The 18,420-nt window shown below is 66.0% G+C and carries 17 protein-coding genes; 5 read left to right on the plus strand and 12 right to left on the minus strand.

The genetic code is table 11. The features are described from left to right. Position 1: 1 nt before the first annotated feature. From AC0B44_RS17285 to AC0B44_RS17320, 8 genes are all read right to left on the minus strand, one after another. Positions 2 to 751 (minus strand): AIM24 family protein, encoded by a 750-nt coding sequence (locus AC0B44_RS17285; protein ID WP_471904052.1) that lies wholly within the window; start codon positions 749 to 751, stop codon positions 2 to 4. Then, positions 748 to 1,452, minus strand: a complete 705-nt coding sequence (locus AC0B44_RS17290) for an AIM24 family protein (protein WP_471904053.1) — start codon at positions 1,450 to 1,452, stop codon at positions 748 to 750. The genes AC0B44_RS17285 and AC0B44_RS17290 overlap by 4 nt, the downstream gene beginning before the upstream one ends. An 8-nt stretch (positions 1,453 to 1,460) precedes the next feature. Beyond that, positions 1,461 to 2,081 carry an AIM24 family protein gene (locus AC0B44_RS17295; protein WP_471904054.1) on the minus strand — a complete coding sequence of 207 codons (621 nt, stop codon included), beginning with the start codon at positions 2,079 to 2,081 and terminating at the stop codon, positions 1,461 to 1,463. Between the two features lie 101 nt (positions 2,082 to 2,182). Continuing rightward, positions 2,183 to 3,340, minus strand: a complete 1,158-nt coding sequence (locus tag AC0B44_RS17300; protein ID WP_471904055.1) for an acyl-CoA dehydrogenase family protein — start codon at positions 3,338 to 3,340, stop codon at positions 2,183 to 2,185. A gap of 36 nt (positions 3,341 to 3,376) precedes the next feature. Continuing rightward, positions 3,377 to 4,570, minus strand: coding sequence for an acyl-CoA dehydrogenase family protein (locus AC0B44_RS17305; protein ID WP_471904056.1), 1,194 nt, complete (start codon positions 4,568 to 4,570; stop codon positions 3,377 to 3,379). After that, the gene (locus tag AC0B44_RS17310; RefSeq protein ID WP_471904057.1) at positions 4,567 to 5,811 is read right to left on the minus strand and encodes a CoA transferase; all 1,245 of its coding nucleotides are present in this window, start codon (positions 5,809 to 5,811) and stop codon (positions 4,567 to 4,569) included. Before AC0B44_RS17310 ends, AC0B44_RS17305 begins: the two co-directional genes overlap by 4 nt. A gap of 114 nt (positions 5,812 to 5,925) precedes the next feature. After that, positions 5,926 to 6,762 carry a hypothetical protein gene (locus tag AC0B44_RS17315; protein WP_471904058.1) on the minus strand — a complete coding sequence of 279 codons (837 nt, stop codon included), beginning with the start codon at positions 6,760 to 6,762 and terminating at the stop codon, positions 5,926 to 5,928. Beyond that, a complete protein-coding gene (locus AC0B44_RS17320; protein ID WP_471904059.1) occupies positions 6,762 to 7,577 on the minus strand; it encodes a MerR family transcriptional regulator in 816 nt (271 codons plus the stop codon). The genes AC0B44_RS17315 and AC0B44_RS17320 overlap by 1 nt, the downstream gene beginning before the upstream one ends. Before the next feature lie 218 nt (positions 7,578 to 7,795). Here AC0B44_RS17320 and AC0B44_RS17325 point away from each other — a divergent pair, with 218 nt between their 5' ends. The 3 genes from AC0B44_RS17325 to AC0B44_RS17335 are packed head-to-tail and all read left to right on the plus strand — an operon-like array spanning position 7,796 to position 11,419. Further along, a complete protein-coding gene (locus AC0B44_RS17325; RefSeq protein WP_471904060.1) occupies positions 7,796 to 8,926 on the plus strand; it encodes a thiolase family protein in 1,131 nt (376 codons plus the stop codon). 37 nt (positions 8,927 to 8,963) lie between these two features. Next, a complete protein-coding gene (locus tag AC0B44_RS17330; protein ID WP_471904061.1) occupies positions 8,964 to 9,728 on the plus strand; it encodes an SDR family NAD(P)-dependent oxidoreductase in 765 nt (254 codons plus the stop codon). Between the two features lie 14 nt (positions 9,729 to 9,742). Further along, positions 9,743 to 11,419 carry a class I adenylate-forming enzyme family protein gene (locus tag AC0B44_RS17335; protein WP_471904062.1) on the plus strand — a complete coding sequence of 559 codons (1,677 nt, stop codon included), beginning with the start codon at positions 9,743 to 9,745 and terminating at the stop codon, positions 11,417 to 11,419. A gap of 87 nt (positions 11,420 to 11,506) precedes the next feature. Here AC0B44_RS17335 and AC0B44_RS17340 read toward each other — a convergent pair whose 3' ends face one another. Further along, complete coding sequence (locus AC0B44_RS17340) at positions 11,507 to 12,685, minus strand: acyl-CoA dehydrogenase family protein (RefSeq protein WP_471904063.1); 1,179 nt, start codon at positions 12,683 to 12,685, stop codon at positions 11,507 to 11,509. A 166-nt stretch (positions 12,686 to 12,851) separates the two neighbouring features. On the opposite strand from AC0B44_RS17340, the gene fabG reads away from it, so the two are divergent. Further along, entirely contained in the window at positions 12,852 to 13,592 is a 741-nt protein-coding gene (fabG, locus tag AC0B44_RS17345; protein WP_471904064.1) for a 3-oxoacyl-ACP reductase FabG, read from the plus strand. A 39-nt stretch (positions 13,593 to 13,631) separates the two neighbouring features. Then, complete coding sequence (locus AC0B44_RS17350; RefSeq protein ID WP_471904065.1) at positions 13,632 to 14,843, plus strand: acetyl-CoA C-acetyltransferase; 1,212 nt, start codon at positions 13,632 to 13,634, stop codon at positions 14,841 to 14,843. Positions 14,844 to 14,849: 6 nt separating this feature from the next. Here AC0B44_RS17350 and AC0B44_RS17355 read toward each other — a convergent pair whose 3' ends face one another. The 3 genes from AC0B44_RS17355 to AC0B44_RS17365 all read right to left on the minus strand — a co-directional run bounded on the left by AC0B44_RS17355 (position 14,850) and on the right by AC0B44_RS17365 (position 18,240). After that, the gene (locus tag AC0B44_RS17355) at positions 14,850 to 15,734 is read right to left on the minus strand and encodes a LysR family transcriptional regulator (RefSeq protein ID WP_471904066.1); all 885 of its coding nucleotides are present in this window, start codon (positions 15,732 to 15,734) and stop codon (positions 14,850 to 14,852) included. Between the two features lie 2 nt (positions 15,735 to 15,736). Next, positions 15,737 to 16,606 carry a LysR family transcriptional regulator gene (locus tag AC0B44_RS17360; RefSeq protein ID WP_471904067.1) on the minus strand — a complete coding sequence of 290 codons (870 nt, stop codon included), beginning with the start codon at positions 16,604 to 16,606 and terminating at the stop codon, positions 15,737 to 15,739. A 71-nt stretch (positions 16,607 to 16,677) separates the two neighbouring features. After that, entirely contained in the window at positions 16,678 to 18,240 is a 1,563-nt protein-coding gene (locus AC0B44_RS17365; RefSeq protein ID WP_471904068.1) for an AMP-binding protein, read from the minus strand. Positions 18,241 to 18,420: the final 180 nt, after the last annotated feature.

Consider the following 18,420-nt stretch of genomic DNA (forward strand, 5'->3'; position numbering starts at 1 on the left):
GTTAGTTCTGTTGCATCTGTTGCGCAACGACTTGGTTGATGCGATGCAACCCCCCGGGCGACAGGCCGGGAATTTGATTTTCGAGGGTTCGCACAAGCGATGAGTCGTCGATCACCTTCTCGCTCGACTGGATGAGCACCGTCCCGCTGCCGGTGAAGTCGAACTGACGTTCCTCACCCGACTGCACCCCGAACCGGCGCGCGCCCGCAGTCATGAATCCCGTGATCCACGATTCGTCGTAGTGGTGGCTCGGGGACGGACAGTCGGCCCAGCCGACCAGCGCCTCGGGATCGACGCGCAACGGCGGTTCGGCGAACATCACCGGCCCGTTCGACGACGCGAGGAACCTCCCCGTGCCGATCAGGGTGAGGAATCCCGGCACGATCGACTGGTTCAGCGACAGGCCCGGCTCGAAGGCGAGGAGGTTCGACTGCCGGATGGTGAGGTTGCCGTCGTCGAGGTCATAGGAATTGATGTCGTAGCCGCGGTCCCCGAGGATCAGCTTCCCGAAGCCGTCCGCCACCACGTAGTCGCCGAGATACATCGGCGCCGAGAACCGCCGGGCCACCATGTCGAGCAGACCACCCTGGAGCCCGTGGGTGAGGGCGGAGAACTGCATCTTCCCGTAGTAGGCGATCATCGCGCCCTTCGACAGGAACCACGGTGACTGCAGATCGATGCAGTACGCGTAGCTGTTTCCGGGCACGTTGTCGCTCCCGGTGAAGCTCGACGGATTGAGGACGACGCTCACAGTTTCTCCTCCGATGCCTGCACGTAGACGATGCCTTGACCGGTGCACTCGAGTTGCATGGCCTCCCCGCCGCTGCGGCCGACGTTGCGCCAGCTCATCGACGATTTCAGTTCGGTGCGGACCGCGCCGGACGCGGCGACGAAGGCCTGGGGATCGACGATCATCGGTGCGGGGCCACCCACTCGGAGCTCGAAGATGCCTCCGTGCGCCAGCAACACCGCCGCGCCGTACCCGGACAGCTGCGTCGTGAACATTCCCGTGCCGGTGACTGCGCCCGTCGCAGCGCCTCGGAGTGCGCCCAGCAGGCCGCCGCCACCTCCTCCACCGGGCTGCGCGGCACCCGACGACACGACGGTGCTCTGCAACCCGGCCGTGTTCGCGAGCAGCCGGGATGCTTCGACGCGAAGCTCCCCGCCGGCGGACATGTCCACCACGTGGGTTTCCAGGCCGCGGAATCCGTAGTGCACGGTGCCGTCACCCTGCGCGATCATCGTCGCCTCGTGCTCGCCCTGGAGCATCCGCCCGGCCATGCCGGCGAGCCCGCCGAAACCGGGAGCGCCCCCTGCCCCACCGGGCACACCGTGGGGAGCGAACCGGACGTTGCCGGTGTAGAAGAGCATCGCGCCACGTCGGGCGATCACGGGACCCGACCGGTTCAGGTCGACGCTCACAACCTTGCTGTTGACCTTGGTGAATACCACTGCCGCCCCTAACGTTCCGCAGGCTGGATGGAGACCACGCCCGTGCCGTCCCACTTGAGAGAAAATGCTTCTCCACTGCCCTGCCCGACCACCGATCGCCACGACACGTCGGTGACGAAGGACTGCGTCAGTTGTCCCTTGGCGCAGACGAATGCGTCGGGGTCGACGACGAGGGGGTACTGCGGCGACACCTCGAGATGGATCAGGGGACCGCCTGCGGAGAGCAGGGCCACCTGACCGGTGCCCGTCACCGTCGTGGTGAAGAGACCCTGCCCGCTCATGCCGCCGCGCAACCCGGCGAACGTCACGTTCGTGCTCAAGTTTCCGTTGAGTGCGAGGAGCTGCTCGGATTCGACCTGCAGGGTCTCGTTGTTCAGCTCGAGCAGTGCCACTTCCTGTCCCTGGTGCGCGAGGTAGACGACACCGGTCCCGCTGCATTCCATCAGCGACAGGCCCTCACCGGTGGCACGCTGCCGGAGACCGGCCAGCACGCCTTCGCCCCCGCCGAAGCCCGCCGACTTGAACGCGACCTGCCCCTCGTAGGCCACCATCGAGCCCGAGAGGGCCCGGATTCCGGAATTGCTCAACTGGGCCTCGATGACCCGTTTCGATTTCACGAGCAGTCGCATGGCGCGAACGATATCGGGTGGGCAGCAGCGGCGCGCAGCGGCATTCGCGAACGACGGTGCCGCCCACTCCGAGAGGGGGCGGCACCGTCGCGGCACTCGTCCTACAAGCCCAGATCCTTCGCGATGATCGTCTTCATGACCTCACTGGTGCCTCCGAAGATCCGCGTCACGCGCGTGTCCGCGTACAGGCGGGCGATCGGGTACTCGGTGATGTAGCCGTAGCCGCCGTGCAACTGCAGGCACTTGTCGATGATGCGGCCGGCCGCTTCGGTGGAGAAGAGCTTCGCCCGCGCCGCGTCGGCCACCGACAGTTCGCCGCGGTCGTTCAGTTCGATCGCGTTGTCCACCATGATCTGCATTGCCTGCAACTCCGTCGAGCATTCGGCGAGCACGAACTTCGAGTTCTGGAACGAGGCCACCGGCTTGCCGAACACCTTGCGCTCCTTGGTGTATGCAATCGCGTGGTCGATCGCCGCGGCCGCCGTTGCAGCGGCACCGAACGCGATGGTCAGACGTTCCTGCGCGAGGTTCTGGGTCAGGTACGAGAACGCTTCGCCTTCGTTGCCGAGCAGATCGGAGACGGGCACCTTCACGTCGTCGAACGACAACTCGGCCGTGTCGGATGTCTTCAACCCGATCTTGTCGAGTTTGCGTCCTACCGAGTACCCCTCGCTCGTGGTGTCGACGACCAGCATGGACAGGCCACCGCGGCGATTCTCGGGGTCGAACGGCGAGGTCCGGCACACCAGGAGGATCCGATCGGCGAGTGCGCCACCGGTGATGAACGTCTTGGAACCGTTGACGACATAGTGGTTTCCGTCGTCGGAAAGCTTCGCCGTGGTCGAGATGTTCGCGAGGTCGGACCCGGTGCCGGGTTCGGTCATCGCGATCGCGAACATCAGTTCACCCGAGGCGAATCCGGGAAGCCATCGCTGCTTCTGCTCTTCCGTCGCATGCTGCATGATGTACGGCAGGATGAGGTTCGAATGCACCGAGTAGGAGCCGAACGTCACCCCCGCAGCGGCGGTTTCCTCCGTCACCACGACGTTGAACTTCAGCGACGACTCGCCCCCGCCGCCGTATTCCTCGGGCGCCTGGATCCCGAGGATCCCGAGGTCGCCGAGCCGGTTGTAGAACTTGCGGGGAGGATGACCGTCGGTCTCCCACTCGTGGTAGACGGGCGTGACTTCTTTCGCGATGAAGTCGCGGACCGTCTGGCGGAACGCTTCGTGGTCCTCGTTGAACACCGTACGCCGCACGCGCTTTTCCTTCCGGAGATGAAGTGGGAGAGAGATTTACAATCCGTAGTCGCGGAGGACACCTTTGCTGATGATCGTCTTCTGGATCTCGCTGGTGCCTTCTCCGATGAGCAGGAAGGGTGCCTCGCGCATGAGGCGCTCGATTTCGTACTCCTTGGAGTAGCCGTACCCGCCGTGGATGCGGAAGCTGGCCTGGGTGACCTCCGAGCAGTACTCGCTCGCGAGATACTTCGCCATCCCCGCCGCGACGTCGTTGCGCTCACCCGAATCCTCCAGGCGCGCGGCGTTGACCATCATCAGGTGCGCCGCCTCGACCTTGGTGGCCATCTCGGCGAGTGAGAACGAAATCGCCTGGTGTTGTGCGATGGGTTTGCCGAAGGTGCTGCGCTGCTGGGCATACCGCGCTGCGAGTTCGAAAGCACGGATCGCCACACCGCATGCGCGGGCGGACACGTTGACCCGCCCGACTTCCACGCCGTCCATCATCTGGGAGAAGCCCCGTCCGGGGATACCGCCGAGGATCGAATCGGCGGAGGTCTCGTAGTTGTCGAAGATGAGCTCGGTGGTGTCGATGCCCTTGTAGCCCATCTTGTCGATCTTGCCGGGAATGGTGATGCCGGGGACGACTTCGCCGAATCCCGCGGGCTTTTCGACGAGGAAGGTCGTCAGGTTCTTGTGGGGTTTCTCCGCGCCTTCCTCGGTCTTGACGAGCGCTGCGACGAGAGTTGAGGTGGCGCCGTTGGTCAGCCACATCTTCTGCCCGTTGACGATGTAGTTGCCGTTGCCGTCGCGCTTGGCCTTGGTGCGGATCGCCGCGACGTCGGAACCGAGTTCGGGCTCGGACATCGAGAAAGCGCCCCGCACCTCGCCGGTCGCCATGCGCGGGAGGAAGTGTTTCTTCTGGGCGTCGGTACCGTGCTGGCGGATCATGTACGCCACGATGAAGTGTGTGTTGATGACGCCGGAGACACTCATCCAGCCGCGGGCGAGTTCTTCGACGCACAGCGCATAGGTGAGGAGCGACTCGCCGAGACCGCCGTACTCCTCGGGGAGCATCAGACCGAACAGACCCATCTCACACATGCGGTCGACAATGGCCTGCGGGTAGGTGTCGGAGTGTTCGAGTTCCTGTGCGGTCGGGATGATTTCGCGATCCACGAACGTGCGTACCGTATCGAGGATCTCGGACTGGAATTCCGTGAGTCCGAGGGTTTGAGCGAGGCGGGTCATGCGGGGTCCTTCTGCTGGGTGCGGACGGCGCCGGCGGCGGCGAGCGCGTCGATTTCGTCGTCGGTCAGCCCGAGATGTTCGGACAGGACGGCGGCGGTGTCGTCACCGTTGGCGGGTGCGGGCCGGACGGCCGGGTGAACTCCGTCGAACGACATGGGGGTGCTCGGCGCGAGGTATTCGCCGATGCGGGGCTGGTCGAGTTTCTGGAACATGGGATTGTCGGTCACTCGTGGATCGCGGGCGAGTTCGGCGAAGGTTCCGTAGCGCTCGTGCAGGATCGATGTGGCACCGAGGGCATCCTCGACCTCGGACGCGGTACGTCTGCCGAACCACGCTCCGAACAGGCTGTCGAGCACATGACGATGCTCGTACCGGGTGCCTTCGTCGCGGAAGTCCACCTCGAGGGCGGCTTCGAGTGCGGTGACCGCATCGGTGGTCCCGGTGAGTTCGGTGAGGTCGCGAAAGTGCCGCGGCGTGAGAGCGACGATCATGAAGCGGACGTCGTCGGCGGTGGTGAAGTCGCAGCCGTAGGTTCCGTAGACGGCGTTGCCGATGCGGCTGCGGCCCGGTCCCCCGAGTTGTGCCTCGGTGATGTACCCGAGGTTTCCGACCGTCGCGAACGCGACATCTTCCAGCGGGAGTACGACCTGGGTTCCGGCGCCGGTGATTTCGCGACGGAATACGGCGGACACGACCGACAGCGCGGCATACAGCCCACACGAGACGTCCCAGGCCGGCAGCACGTGGTTGACGGGGCCGGCCAGATTGTCGGGGCCGGTGACCTGCGGAAAACCCGCCGCGGCATTGACTGTGTAGTCGACTGCGCCGGTGCCGTCGGCGCGGCCGAGCACCTGGACGTGGATCAGGTCGGGCCGGATCGCGGCGAGCTCGTCGTAGTCGAGCCATTGCCGGCCGGCGGCATTGGTGACCAGAATTCCGGCGTCGAGGACGAGATCGCGGATCAACTGCTGCGCCTCGGGGTTGCGAAAGTCCGCGGCGAAAGATCGCTTGCCCTTGTTGAGGCCCGCCCAGTAGATGGACTCGCCGTCCGCGGTGAGGGGCCAGCGCTTGTAGTCGGCTGCGCCGCCGATCGGGTCGACACGGATCACCTCGGCGCCGAGTTGCGCGAGCGTCATTCCGCACAAGGGGGCGGCCACGAAGCTGGATACCTCGACCACGCACACACCTGCGAGGGGTGCGGTGGACGACGGCAACTCGTCGGTGGAAGCGGTGGGGTTCATGGCTGCTGCTCGCCTGTCCTGGTCGCGGGTCGTCCGGGTGCGGCCCGAACACGGTGCCCAGCCAGCATGCAACAGGGAATCGCCGGGGACCAGAACAGTTCGGCTATCGATCGGTTAGCGCAGACCAATACCCAGCATGTCGCGCATCCGGACTGGTTCGTCGACATACACGCTGATGCGGCGGACCTCCTCGCTGATTCTTCGGGAGGGCATGAGAGCGGGCAACCGAGCGACGACCGGACGGGCAAGGGCCAGATCGACGTTCGTCCCGTCGGCGTTCGGGAGATAGAGGCGATCGTCCTTGATCGTCGGTGCGGTCTCGGTGAATCGGGGACCCAAGCCGATCGACTCGATGTCGGCCCGATCGATCACAGCTACGACGTTGCCGGATTGGCGGAGCACGAGAGACCTGTCGGTTAAATAGTGCGGGTTGGTGCGATGAATCGCCAGGTATCCGAACAGTGCGACCATCGACCAGACCGAGAGGACCGCGAGGCTCACTCGAAGCCACATCCACGGTAGAAGCAGATGCAGCACCATGATTTCGACGACGGTGGCGATCGCGAACGCCACCGGCATCACGAGCGTTCCACGGTGCGCACCGAGAACGATCGCGCCCGGTGCAACTCCGGAATGGTGTCCACGGATCCACTGCCACAGCGCCAGGTAAGCCCTGATCTCGGCCCGGACGAGCGGCCGGAACGGAGAATGGCCGAGCGTGGTCACGACCGCGTCCCGAAGCCCGGCACCTTGGCGGCACTGCACCACGACCGCGAGGAGAAAAGCGATCAGCACCGCGCAGGCCAGAGGAACTTCCACTGCGACGAACAACAGCACCGCCTGACGCGCAGTGATCACACCGGTGAGCAACAAGGTGGCATCGACGACGAGAACAGCCGCCGTGACCACTTGGGCTACGCGTTCGAACCGTCGAATCGGTGTGAGCAGCATCAGATATCCCCAAGATTCGAAAACCGGGTTACCAACTCTCGTTGAACCCGCAGAACGACCTCACGCTGTGCGGGGTCGGGGATCAGGTCATCGAGTGAAAAGGCCCCGGAAAGTTCATTGCCGCCTTCCGACGCCTCCGCGAACGCCTCGATGATGCCCATCTGTCGTTGATCGAAGAACTCGAGCAGGCGGGAGGCGAGTGCATCGATCTCCGACTCCGCCGAGTCCGGCCTGCGCCCTTCGAGGTGCGACCACTCGGCAAGCAACGCCAGATATCGCTCGCGCTGGAGGTCATCGGTCATCGTCGCCTCGTAGCCGGCGAGCAGGACTTCCGGCGCGTTCCCCGACATCGTGAGGGCATCGACGAGGTCCCGGTCCAGCTGAACCGCCGAACCGACTTCGACCGAGGGAGCGCTCCCGATGGCGTCGGCCAGGGCTGTCGCCAACCCCGCCGGCAATGCAGAGATCGGGTTCCCACGTTCGGCCTCGGCCAGCATCGCGGTGAGCTGGGCTCTTCGGCGGGCGAGGATGGCCTGTTCCTTCTCGATGCCGGCAATCAACGCTCGAAGGTCCGCCGCTACGTCGCGATCGTCTTCACTCGACCTTTCCTCGGCGAGGATTGCGGCGACCGAACCGAGAGGAACCCCGCTGGTCGCCAGCCAACGGATTCGCATCAAACGGACAGCATCGTTGACGGTGTACTCGCGATAGCCGTTGGATCGACGTTGCGGCTCTTTCATCAGACCGAGTCGGTGGTAGTGACGCACGGTTCGGGTCGTCGTGCCAGCGAACTCGGCGAGCTGACCTATGCGCATGAAATCAAGTCTCAACCATGACCCAGCGTCAAGGTCAAGGCTGAACGATCATGGCGCGACAACGCCCGTGACTCCCCGGCTCACCATTCCGCCAGCCGATCCGGCATAGCTTCCACCTAACGGAAGCTTCCGCCGAAAGTCTTTCCCTCGGTGCCGTGCGCGTGGTCCCCTCGACGGTGAGAACAACGCTCCCCGTCTGCTCCAGCAAAGGAAGTCTCATGCGCGATGCCGTGATCGTCGATGCCGTTCGGACACCCATCGGACGACGCGGTGGTGCGTTGTCCGAGATTCACGCCGCCGATCTGTCGGCGCACGTGCTCAGCGCCCTGGCCGACCGCACCGGGCTCGAGCCCGCGACCGTCGACGACGTGGTGTGGGGCTGTGTGAGCCAGGTGGGCGAACAGGCCGGGATCGTCGCCCGCACCGCGGTCTTTGCGGCGGGCTGGCCCGTGTCCGTTCCCGCGACCACCGTCAACCGTGCGTGCGGGTCGAGCCAGCAGGCGGTCGCATTCGCCGCGGCGACCGTGATCTCGGGCCAGAACGACGTGGTGATCGCCGGTGGGGTCGAGACCATGAGCCGCGTCCCCATGGGTAGCGCCGCCAAGAACGGTGAGCATTTCCCGCCGAACGTGCTCGAGCGGTTCGGCGTCGAGGGATTCAGTCAGGGCATCGGCGCCGAGATGGTCGCGAAGAAGTGGGGGCTTTCCCGCACTCAGCTCGACGAGTACGCCCTGCGCTCGCACGAACTGTCCGCTGTCGCCACCGACTCGGGCGCCTTCGAGAAGCAGCTCGCACCGGTTGCGGGCCTGACCTCGGACGAAGGCATCCGGCGCGGTGGCACCGTCGAATCGCTCGCGAAGCTCAAGACCGTGTTCAAGGAGGACGGTGTGATCCACGCCGGTAACTCCTCGCAGATCTCCGACGGTGCGGGCGCATTGCTCGTCACGACCAGCGAGTACGCCGCAGCACACGGCTGGACGCCGATTGCCCGGATCCACACCACCGTCGTCGCTGCCGACGACCCGGTCGTCATGCTCACCGGTCCCATCCCCGCCACGGCGAAGGTGCTGAAGCGTGCCGGCCTGTCGATCGACGACATCGGTGCGTTCGAGATCAACGAGGCGTTCGCGCCTGTACCCCTTGCGTGGCTCGCCGAGACCGGTGCAGATATTGCCCGCGTCAATGCGCTCGGCGGCGCGATCGGTGTCGGTCACCCGCTGGGTGGCTCCGGAGCGATTCTCATGACCCGACTCGTGCACCACATGCGCGACAACAACATCCGCTACGGTTTGCAGTCGATGTGCGAGGCCGGCGGAATGGCGAACGCCACCGTCCTCGAACTGCTCTGACCACGCACTCGCACTCCACGCAAGGACTGAGACCACTATGGAACTCAAGGATCTTTCCGTCGCCGTGACCGGCGGTGCTTCAGGCCTCGGACTCGCGACGGCACGCCGTGTGCTCGCGGCCGGCGGTACCGTCACCCTCATCGACCTGCCGTCGTCGAACGGCGCAGATGTCGCCACGGAACTCGGTGACGGCGCGACCTTCGCACCCGCCGACGTCACCGACGAGGAACAGTTCGCAGCGGCTCTGGACGTCGCACACGAGCGCGGCGGCCTCCGCGGCGTCGTGCACTGTGCCGGTGCCGGCCGCAAGATGCGCATCCTCGACAAGAACGGCAAGGCCGGGTCGCTCGAGGACTTCGAGTTCGTGATCCGGCTCAACCTGACCGGGTCGTTCAACGCGCTGCGACTCGGCGCCGAGCGCATGGCGCAACTCGAACCGATCGACGGGGAGCGCGGCGCGGTCGTCATGACGGCATCGGCCGCAGCCTTCGAAGGGCAGATCGGGCAGATCAACTACTCGGCGTCCAAGGCGGGCATCGTCGGCATGACGATCGTCGCGGCGCGCGATCTCGCGAGCAAGGGCATCCGTGTCAACACCATTGCGCCGGGCATCATGGACACCCCGTTGCTGGCGCGACTGCGCGAAGACGTGCGCAAGTCGCTCGAGGCGACCGTGCCGAACCCGTCGCGGCTCGGTGACCCCGACGAATTCGGCCGTCTCGCAGTGAACATCCTCGAGAACGGATACCTCAACGGCGAGACCATCCGTCTCGACGGAGCTATTCGTATGGCAGCGCGCTGATTCGGGACGCAGCGATGACTTCCGAACAACCGGCGTGGATGTCGACGACCCTGTCGTACCCGTCGACATCGATGGCGATGTGGGCGCCGAGCATGGCGGCTGTGTACGGCGACCGGCCGGCGATCGTCGACGGCGATCGCGTGTACAGCTACCGCGAACTCGACGAGCAGTCGGCACAATTCGCGTGTGCGCTTGCCTCCACGGGCGTGGAACCGGGAGATGTCGTTCTTCTCCACCTCGGGAACTGCGCCGAATTCCACATCGCGTACTACGGTGCGCTGCGTGTGGGTGCGGCTGTGTCGCCGGTGAATCCGCTGCAGCCTGAATCCGAATTGCGTCGCCGGATCGAGGAGACCGGGGCTGTCGCGGCGGTCACCGGGCAACAGCAGTTCGATACTCTCCTGCGCGCCCAGACCGATACGACGGTCGGTCTGATCGCGGTTGTCTCGGACGAGTCGGTGAGAGGGGGCAATCCCGCGACCATGCGCTTCAGCGATGTGATCGCCGGGCAACGCACAACATTCAGGCCTGCGACGGTGTCCCCCGACCACGTCGCGCATATCGCGTATACCGGGGGCACCACGGGGATTTCGAAGGGCGTGCGCGTCCTGCACCGCAATGTCGTCGCGAACGTGGCGCAGATGTGCGCGTGGCGTGCCGGGCACGGGTTGGTGGCCGGGCCGGACGGACTGGTGTCCCTCGAACCCATCGAGGAACTGCACATCGGCGGTGTGGTTCCCGGCGTGGGATCCACGATCGTGGTTTCCCCGCTCTTCCATGCGCACGCACTGATCAACACCTCGTTCATGCTGATGTGTGGTCTGACCCAGGTGCTGTCGGGTCGCTTCGACCCTGCTCGTGTACTCGAACAGATCGAGCAGCACCACGCCTCTTACATCACCGGAACGCCGGCGATGTGGCATGCGCTGGTCACCCACCCGGACGCGTCCTCACGCGACCTGTCGTCCGTGCGCGTGGTGTCGTCCGGTGCGGCGCCGATCGACCCGGGAACGCTCGACGGTCTCCGGCGTGTGTTCACAGCGGCGCATGTGGTCGAGGCGTACGGACTCACCGAGGCCACCTGTCTCGTGGCCGCCATGCCGCTCGCTACCGATTCGGAGAGCCCGATGGGGAGTGTCGGCGTGCCGGTGTTCGACACCGAGATCGAGATCCGTGCGCTCGGCGATCCGGCGACTGTTCTTGGGGAGGGTGAGCGCGGTGAACTGTGGGTGCGTGGACCCCAAGTCACCGACGGTTATCTGGGAGAACCTGAAATGACGGCCCGGCAGTACGTCGACGGATGGCTCGCCACCGGCGATATCGCTTACCGCGACGCCACCGGGTCGGTGTACATCGTGGGACGATCCAAGGACATGCTGATCTACAAGGGCTACAACGTGTATCCCCGCGCGCTCGAAGAGATTATCGCGTCGCACCCATCGATATCGACGGCTGCCGTGGTGGGCAGGGACGTCGGGGTGGCCGGTCAGGAACCCGTCGCATTCGTCGTTCCGGCCGACGACACAGAGACCGACAGCGACGCACTGATGGCATACGTTGCGGAGCGCGTACTTCCGTACGAGAGGGTTCGGGAAGTGAGGTGGGTCGACGCGCTCCCGACCTCAGCAGAAGGGAAGACCCTGCGCACCGAACTACGCCAGCGTCTCGGGATCGAAACCAGTTCTCCGTGAATATGTCTCGGAACATTCTCCGCGTGAACAACGCGGAACGGCCGCCGGACCTGCGTCCGGCGGCCGTTGTCGTTCCGCGACCCGGGATCAGCCGCGCTGCGCCTGCTTCACCAGACCGCCCCCGATGATCAGGCGCTGGATCTCGCTGGTGCCCTCGTACAGTCGCAGCAGGCGGACGTCGCGGTAGATCCGCTCGACCGGCACCTCCCGCATGTACCCGGTGCCGCCGTGGATCTGCACCGCCAGATCTGCGACCTTTCCGACCATTTCGGTGCAGAAGAGTTTCGCCACCGACGGCGCGATCCGCCGATCGGTCTCGTCGACCCACGCCCGCGCCGCGTCGCGTACGAGCGCACGACCGGCCATCACGCCGGTCTGCTGATCGGCGAGCATCGCCTGGACCAACTGGAAATCGCCGATGGGTGTTCCGCCCTGGGTGGCGGTCGCCGCATACGTCACCGACTCGTCGAGCGCACGCTGCGCTTGTCCCACCGACAGGGCAGCGATGTGCACGCGCCCACGGGCGAGGGAGACCATCGCGGCTTTGTACCCGACGTCCTCGCTGCCACCGACGAGAGCGGACGACGGCACCCGCACGTCGCTGAAGTGCACGTCGGCGGTCCAGGCGCCTTCCTGTCCCATCTTCGCGTCCTTGCTGCCGACCTCCACGCCCTCGGTATCGGCGGGGATGAGGAACACCGCAATGCCCGGTCCTCGGTCGTCGGCGGGCCGGGTGCGGGCGAAGACGACGAACAGGTCGGCCAACGGTGCATTGGTGATGAACCGCTTCTCCCCGGTGATCACCCAGTCGTCGCCGTCGCGCACGGCCGTGGTGCGCAGTCCGGACGGGTTCGATCCGGCGCCCGGTTCGGTGAGCGCGAAGGACGCCACGACATCCCCGGAGGCGATCCCCTCGAGCCACTGCCGCTTCTGTTCGTCGGTGCCGAAGTTCACGAGCACTTGGCCGGCAATTCCGTTGTTGGTGCCGAACATCGACCGCAGCGCCAACGTGGTGTAGCCGAACTCCATCGCGAGTTCCGCGTCCTGCACGAGGTTCAGGCCGAGGCCACCCCACTGCTGGGGAATCGCGTACCCGAACAGACCCATGTCCTTCGCGACCCTGCGGATGTCGTCGGGGATCGCGTTCGCGTCGGCGATCTCCTGTTCCCGTGGCACCACCACGCCGCGCACGAACGCGCGAGTCTGGGCGAGGATCTCGCGGAAGTCGTCGTCGTCGACCTCGGCGGCCGGTGTCGAGAGTGTCATGATCTCCACTTTCCTTCTTGCCGACGCGGGATGTCCAATACGAATGGCGCCATTCCCGTATAGGCAGTGTCGATGGATCGAGCAGGGTGTTAAGCCGCAAGCCGCCGTTATATTCGACCCATCGACACGCTCGCGGGCATCTCCCGACCCGCCGAAAGGAAACCAGATGTCTTTGCTGGAGAACCGCACTGCAGTCATCACGGGTGGTGCCCAGGGAATCGGTTTCGCCATCGCGCGCGAATTCGTCGACGCGGGTGCGCGCGTGGTGATCGGTGATCTGAACCTCGACGCGGCCACCGCGGCGGCAGAAAAACTCGGCGGACGCGACATCGCTCGTGCGGTGCGCAGCAACGTGGTCGAGGCGGACGACTGGGACACGCTGCTGGCAGAGGCCGTCGACGGCTTCGGCTCGCTCGACGTGGTGGTCAACAACGCCGGTATCACCCGGGACGCCACCATGCGCACGATGACCGAAGAAGACTTCGACCTCGTGATCGACGTGCACCTCAAAGGCACGTGGAACGGCACCCGAAAGGCCTCGGCGATCATGCGTGAGGCCAAGCGCGGCGCGATCGTCAATATCTCGTCGCTTTCGGGCAAGGTCGGCATGGTCGGTCAGACGAACTACTCGGCGGCGAAGGCGGGCATCGTCGGTCTGACGAAAGCGGCTGCCAAGGAGATGGCGCATCACGGCGTGCGCATCAACGCAATCCAGCCCGGTCTGATCCGCTCCGCGATGACCGAGGCCATGCCGCAGAAGGCATGGGATCAGAAGATGAGCGAGATTCCGATGGGCCGCCCCGGGGAGGTCGATGAAATCGCTTCGGTTGCACTATTTCTCGCCTCGGACATGTCGTCGTACATGACCGGGACCGTACTCGAGGTCACCGGCGGACGCTTCATGTGACGTCCACACGTCACCTCTTTACTCCCCCGAAAGGTCGTCATGCGCGAAGTTGTCATCTGTGAACCCGTCCGTACCCCCATCGGCCGCTACGGCGGAATGTTCAGGTCCCTCACCGCCGTCGACCTCGGGGTCGCAGCACTGAAGGGGATGCTGGACCGAACGGGGGTCGCCCCCGACGAGATCGACGACGTCATCCTCGGCCACTGCAACGGCAACAGCGAGGCTCCCGCGATCGGCCGCGTCGTCGCGCTCGATGCCGGTCTGCCCGTGACCGTCCCGGGCATGCACATCGACCGCAGGTGCGGTTCGGGTTTGCAGGCCGTGATCCAGGCTGCCCTGCAGGTCGGTAACGGTGACAACGATCTTGTCGTCGCCGGTGGAACCGAGTCGATGAGCAATGCCGCTTTCTACTCCACCGATATCCGCTGGGGTGGGGCGAAAACCGGGGTGAAGATGCACGACGGGCTCGCACGGGCCCGTTCGACCGCCGGTGGCCGCTTCTACCCGGTTCCCGGCGGCATGATCGAAACCGCCGAGAACCTGCGCGCCGAGTACTCGATCTCCCGAACCGAGCAGGACGAACTCGCCCTCGAGTCCCACCTGCGGGCGGTGGCCGCGCAGGCAAACGGTATCCTTGCCGAGGAAATCGTGCCGGTGACGGTGAGCGGACGCAAGGGTGACCAGGTCATCGACACCGACGAGCATCCTCGCGCGGACATCAGCATGGAAGCGCTTGCAGCGCTGCGCCCGATCATGGGCAAGCAGGACCCGGACGCCACCGTGACGGCCGGCAATGCCAGCGGCCAGAACGACGCGGCATCGATGGCTCTCGTCACGACCCCGCAGAAGGCTGCCGACCTCGGCCTCACGCCGCTGATCCGCATCGTGTCGTGGGGTGTGGCGGGTGTCGCGCCCAAGATCATGGGGATCGGGCCCGTTCCGGCGACCGAAATCGCGTTCGCCAAGGCCGGAATCGCCCTTGCCGACGTCGATGTCATCGAACTCAACGAGGCGTTCGCGGCTCAGGCTCTCGCGGTGACGCGCGAATGGAAGTTCGGGGCCGCCGACTTCGAGCGCACCAACGTCCACGGATCCGGCATCTCGCTCGGTCATCCGGTCGGCGCGACCGGCGGCCGGATGCTCGCGACGCTCGCGCGCGAGTTGCAGCGCCGCGAGGGCCGCTTCGGGCTCGAGACCATGTGCATCGGTGGCGGTCAGGGCCTGGCGGCGATTTTCGAACGCGTGTCGTGACGGGACTCAGCGCCCGGTCTTCGTGGACCTGACCAGGTCCACGAATGCTCTCCCGGCCTTCGAGAGGGAGTCCGGCGCGAAGGCGAGTCCGAACGGGCGTGTGAAAGTGGGTTCGCACGCCCGTACCACGGCGATATCCTGGACCGACTCGGCCAGTGACCGTTCCACGAACGACCCGCCGAGGCCCGCGAGCACCATCGGCAGACGCGCTTCACGGTGTGCCGTCAGCACGGCGATAGGGCGGCGCACTCCCGCGCGGCGCATCGCGTAGTCGATCTCGTCGCTCATCGCCCCGCCGCCGCGTGGCACGAAGACCATCGGAATGTCGGGGAGCGCGGCCAGGGCCACGGGACCGGGCGGCAGATCCGTACCGGGTGGGTACGCGAGCCAGTATTCCTGTTCGCCGAGTTCGATGACTTCCAGCCCTACCCCGTCTTCGAGCGGCAGGTGCGCCATCACGAATTCGCAGTGCCCGTCCCGGATCACCCCGGCGGCGAGTTCTTCGGACCTGAGGTCGCCGAACCGCACGGTGGACCTCGGGTAAGCGCGCCGGAAGCGCGCCACGAGGTCGACGATAGGGCCTGTGGCAAGTGCCGGAAACACCATCAGGTCGAGGCTGCCCGTGACGTCGTCGGTGGAGTCGGAGAGCAATTCCTCCACCGCGTTCACGTCACGCAGAATCTGACGGCTGGGACCGATGAGGCTCTTTCCCGCTGCGGTGAGCACCATTCCACGGCCGATGCGGTGGAACAGGTTGACGCCGAGTTCCCGTTCGAGGCTCCGGAGTGCTTGGGACACCGTCGGCTGGGCGACACCCAGCGCGGCAGCGGCACCGTTGATGCCGTCGTTTTCGACGACGGCGAGGAAATACTCGACCTGCCGGAACTCCATGGTTACGCTCCCCGGCTGTCGGTGGTGGCGGTCGTGAGGAACGCGGCGGCTGCCGGGGAGGGTTCCCCGGGGCGGAGCACCAGCCCGACCGGCCGCATGAACGGAGGATCGAGCGACCGGATCACAGCACCGGGCATACGTTGCTGTGCGACCGGCCGCGACGCCACTGTCGCCGCGGTGCCCCGCTCGACGAATTCCCAGATGGCGGCTGGATGCGCACAGTCGACGACGACGTTCTGCTCACCGAGCAGTTCGCCCACCCGGGCCGCGTTCGCGCGTGATCCGAGATCGAGGACGAGCGGAATCGACCGGACGCGCGCGCGGGTCACGGGATCGGGAACGTCGGCGGCGAGGTCCGGGTGCATGGCGAGCACCATCTCCTGCTCGAGGATCGGGACGGAGATCATGCCCGCGTGCTCCACCGTCATGTCGGTGACGCCGATTTCGGCTTCGCCTCGGCGCAGTGCCGCATGTACGCCGGCCGGCCCGTCCGCATCGAGAACATTCACGGTGATGCCGGGGTAGCGAGAACGGAACCGCTGAACGAGTCCGACGACGGGATGGACGGAGAACGCGGAGAACGTCACGATCTCCACTCGCCCGGCCTCGAGGTTCCGGACGGCCGCGACCTTCTGCTTGGCACGGTCGACATCGGCAAGGATGCGGCGCGCCGCGATCTCGAGTGTCCGTCCGTCGTCCGTGAGCGTGAGTCGGCGCCCGGTGCGGTCGAACAGGGTTTTGCCGAGGCGACGTTCGAGGGTGCGGATGGCCTGGGACAGGGATGGTTGCGAAATATACAGGGCCTGCGCAGCTTTCGTGATCCCACCGTGGTCGACGACAGCCACGAAATAGGTCACGAGATGCAGGTCCACGCCGTCATCGTAAGCGACCGCGGAAACCCACCGCCGTTCCGCGTGCCTCGACGTTCAGTTCGGTAGCGGAATCATCGGGTGGCGCTCTCGGACGTGCTCAGAGTGGCCCGGAGCGTGCGCTTGAGAATCTTGCCACTGGCGTTTCTGGGTAGTTCGGAGACGATATAGATCCGTTGCGGTTTTTTGTACGACGCGAGGCGTTCGGTGGTGAAGGCGACGAGTTCTTCCTCTGTCGGCCGATCGACGCCGTCGGCGATACGGACGGCAGCGGTCACCGCCTCTCCCCAGCGTGCGTCCGGCATACCCACCACGGCAACTTCCGCGACGGCAGGGTGCTCCGCCAGCACCGCTTCCACCTCGACCGGGTACACGTTCTCTCCGCCGGTGATGATCATGTCCTTCACCCGGTCGGTGACGAAAAGGTAGCCGTTCTCGTCGAGGTGTCCCGCGTCGCCGGTCCGCAGGAAACCGTCCTCGGTGTACAGCGCGGCCGATTCCGCGTCGCGACGCCAGTAGCCCGAGACGTTGTTGCGCGAGCGCGACACGATCTCGCCGGTCTCACCCTGCGGAAGCGGCTCACCCGTGGCGATGTCGCGAATCTGCACTTCGGTGCCGGGCAGGGGCGTGCCGGCCGAACGCAGAAGATGGGTGCGGGGCCCGCGGGGATCGTGGTCGCCGGAGCGCAGGGCGGTGAGCGCGCCCATCGTCTCGGTCATCCCGTACCGCTGCACCATTCGGCAGCCCAGCGTGTCCATCGTCCGCGCGAGCAACGCGGGAGTGATCGGCGAGGCGCCGTACGCGATCACCTTCAGACTCGACAGATCGTAGTTCGGCAGGTCGGGCAGTTCGAGCAACATGCCGATCGCGGACGGCACCAGGAACATATGGCTGACGCGGTGTTCGGCGATCGCGGCCGCGACCGACGCGGGACGCATCTCGCCGAGCAGCACCGTGTGCAACCCCGCCGACAACGACGTGGTGAGCCAACCCGCGCCCGCGATGTGGAACAACGGGAGGGTGTCCAGCGACACGGATTCGTCCTCGAATTCGTACAGGGCAAAGGTTTCCGGAACGTTGTACAGGTTCCGGTGCACTGCGACAACACCTTTCGGCATTCCCGTGGTGCCGGAGGTGTAGAGCTGCAGGAACGCCGTTTCGGGGTCGTCGCCCGCTCCGGGATCGATGTTGTCCCCCGACGCGACGAACTCCTCCCACGACCGCGCCCCGGCGACAGCGGTGCCGTCACCGACCACGACGATATGCACGTGCGGCAGCGCCGCCGCGATCGCTGCTGCCGACGCCGCGAAGTCCGCCTCGACGATCAAGACCTCCAGCCCGGCGTCCACCGCGATCGCCGCGACCTCGTCGGGAGTGAGACGCCAGTTGAGCGGGGTGAAGACGAGACCGGCCTTCGCGCACCCGACGAGGGTCGCCGCACCCGGCAAGCCCATGCGCAGCAACGCACCGATGCGCCCGGGTGCCGACGCCAGCGTGGTCAGTGCCGACGCCACCCGGTTGGTGTGGGAGTCGAATTCCCCGTAGGTCAAGGTGGTGTCGCCTGCGGTGACGGCCGGCCGGTCGCGGCGGTCGACTGCGAATCGCCGGATTCTGTTCGGAAGGTGCAGTTCGCTCACTCGCGCTCCTGGCCGGCAACGCGCAGGCTGCGTGCCCGCGCGGCTTCAGTCGAACACGGTCGTGGGGGGGGGGGGGGGGGCCCCGGCCCCCCCCCCCCCCCCGCCACACCCAACGCGCGCCGGGGGCCCCCCGGCCCCGCCCCCCAACTTGGGGGTCTGGCCAATTACAAAAGGGGGGTG

This window comes from Rhodococcus sp. NPDC019050 (assembly GCF_055664235.1).

What these genes read in the sequence shown, in the direction of transcription:
- AC0B44_RS17310 (WP_471904057.1), bottom strand. Translation starts at nt 5,811, where the DNA reads ATGAACCCCACCGCTTCCACCGACGAGTTGCCGTCGTCCACCGCACCC.
- AC0B44_RS17320 (WP_471904059.1), bottom strand. Translation starts at nt 7,577, where the DNA reads ATGCGCATAGGTCAGCTCGCCGAGTTCGCTGGCACGACGACCCGAACC.
- AC0B44_RS17355 (WP_471904066.1), bottom strand. Translation starts at nt 15,734, where the DNA reads ATGGAGTTCCGGCAGGTCGAGTATTTCCTCGCCGTCGTCGAAAACGAC.
- AC0B44_RS17295 (WP_471904054.1), bottom strand. Translation starts at nt 2,081, where the DNA reads ATGCGACTGCTCGTGAAATCGAAACGGGTCATCGAGGCCCAGTTGAGC.
- AC0B44_RS17315 (WP_471904058.1), bottom strand. Translation starts at nt 6,762, where the DNA reads ATGCTGCTCACACCGATTCGACGGTTCGAACGCGTAGCCCAAGTGGTC.
- fabG (WP_471904064.1), top strand. Translation starts at nt 12,852, where the DNA reads ATGTCTTTGCTGGAGAACCGCACTGCAGTCATCACGGGTGGTGCCCAG.
- AC0B44_RS17335 (WP_471904062.1), top strand. Translation starts at nt 9,743, where the DNA reads ATGACTTCCGAACAACCGGCGTGGATGTCGACGACCCTGTCGTACCCG.
- AC0B44_RS17340 (WP_471904063.1), bottom strand. Translation starts at nt 12,685, where the DNA reads ATGACACTCTCGACACCGGCCGCCGAGGTCGACGACGACGACTTCCGC.
- AC0B44_RS17325 (WP_471904060.1), top strand. Translation starts at nt 7,796, where the DNA reads ATGCGCGATGCCGTGATCGTCGATGCCGTTCGGACACCCATCGGACGA.
- AC0B44_RS17330 (WP_471904061.1), top strand. Translation starts at nt 8,964, where the DNA reads ATGGAACTCAAGGATCTTTCCGTCGCCGTGACCGGCGGTGCTTCAGGC.
- AC0B44_RS17305 (WP_471904056.1), bottom strand. Translation starts at nt 4,570, where the DNA reads ATGACCCGCCTCGCTCAAACCCTCGGACTCACGGAATTCCAGTCCGAG.
- AC0B44_RS17350 (WP_471904065.1), top strand. Translation starts at nt 13,632, where the DNA reads ATGCGCGAAGTTGTCATCTGTGAACCCGTCCGTACCCCCATCGGCCGC.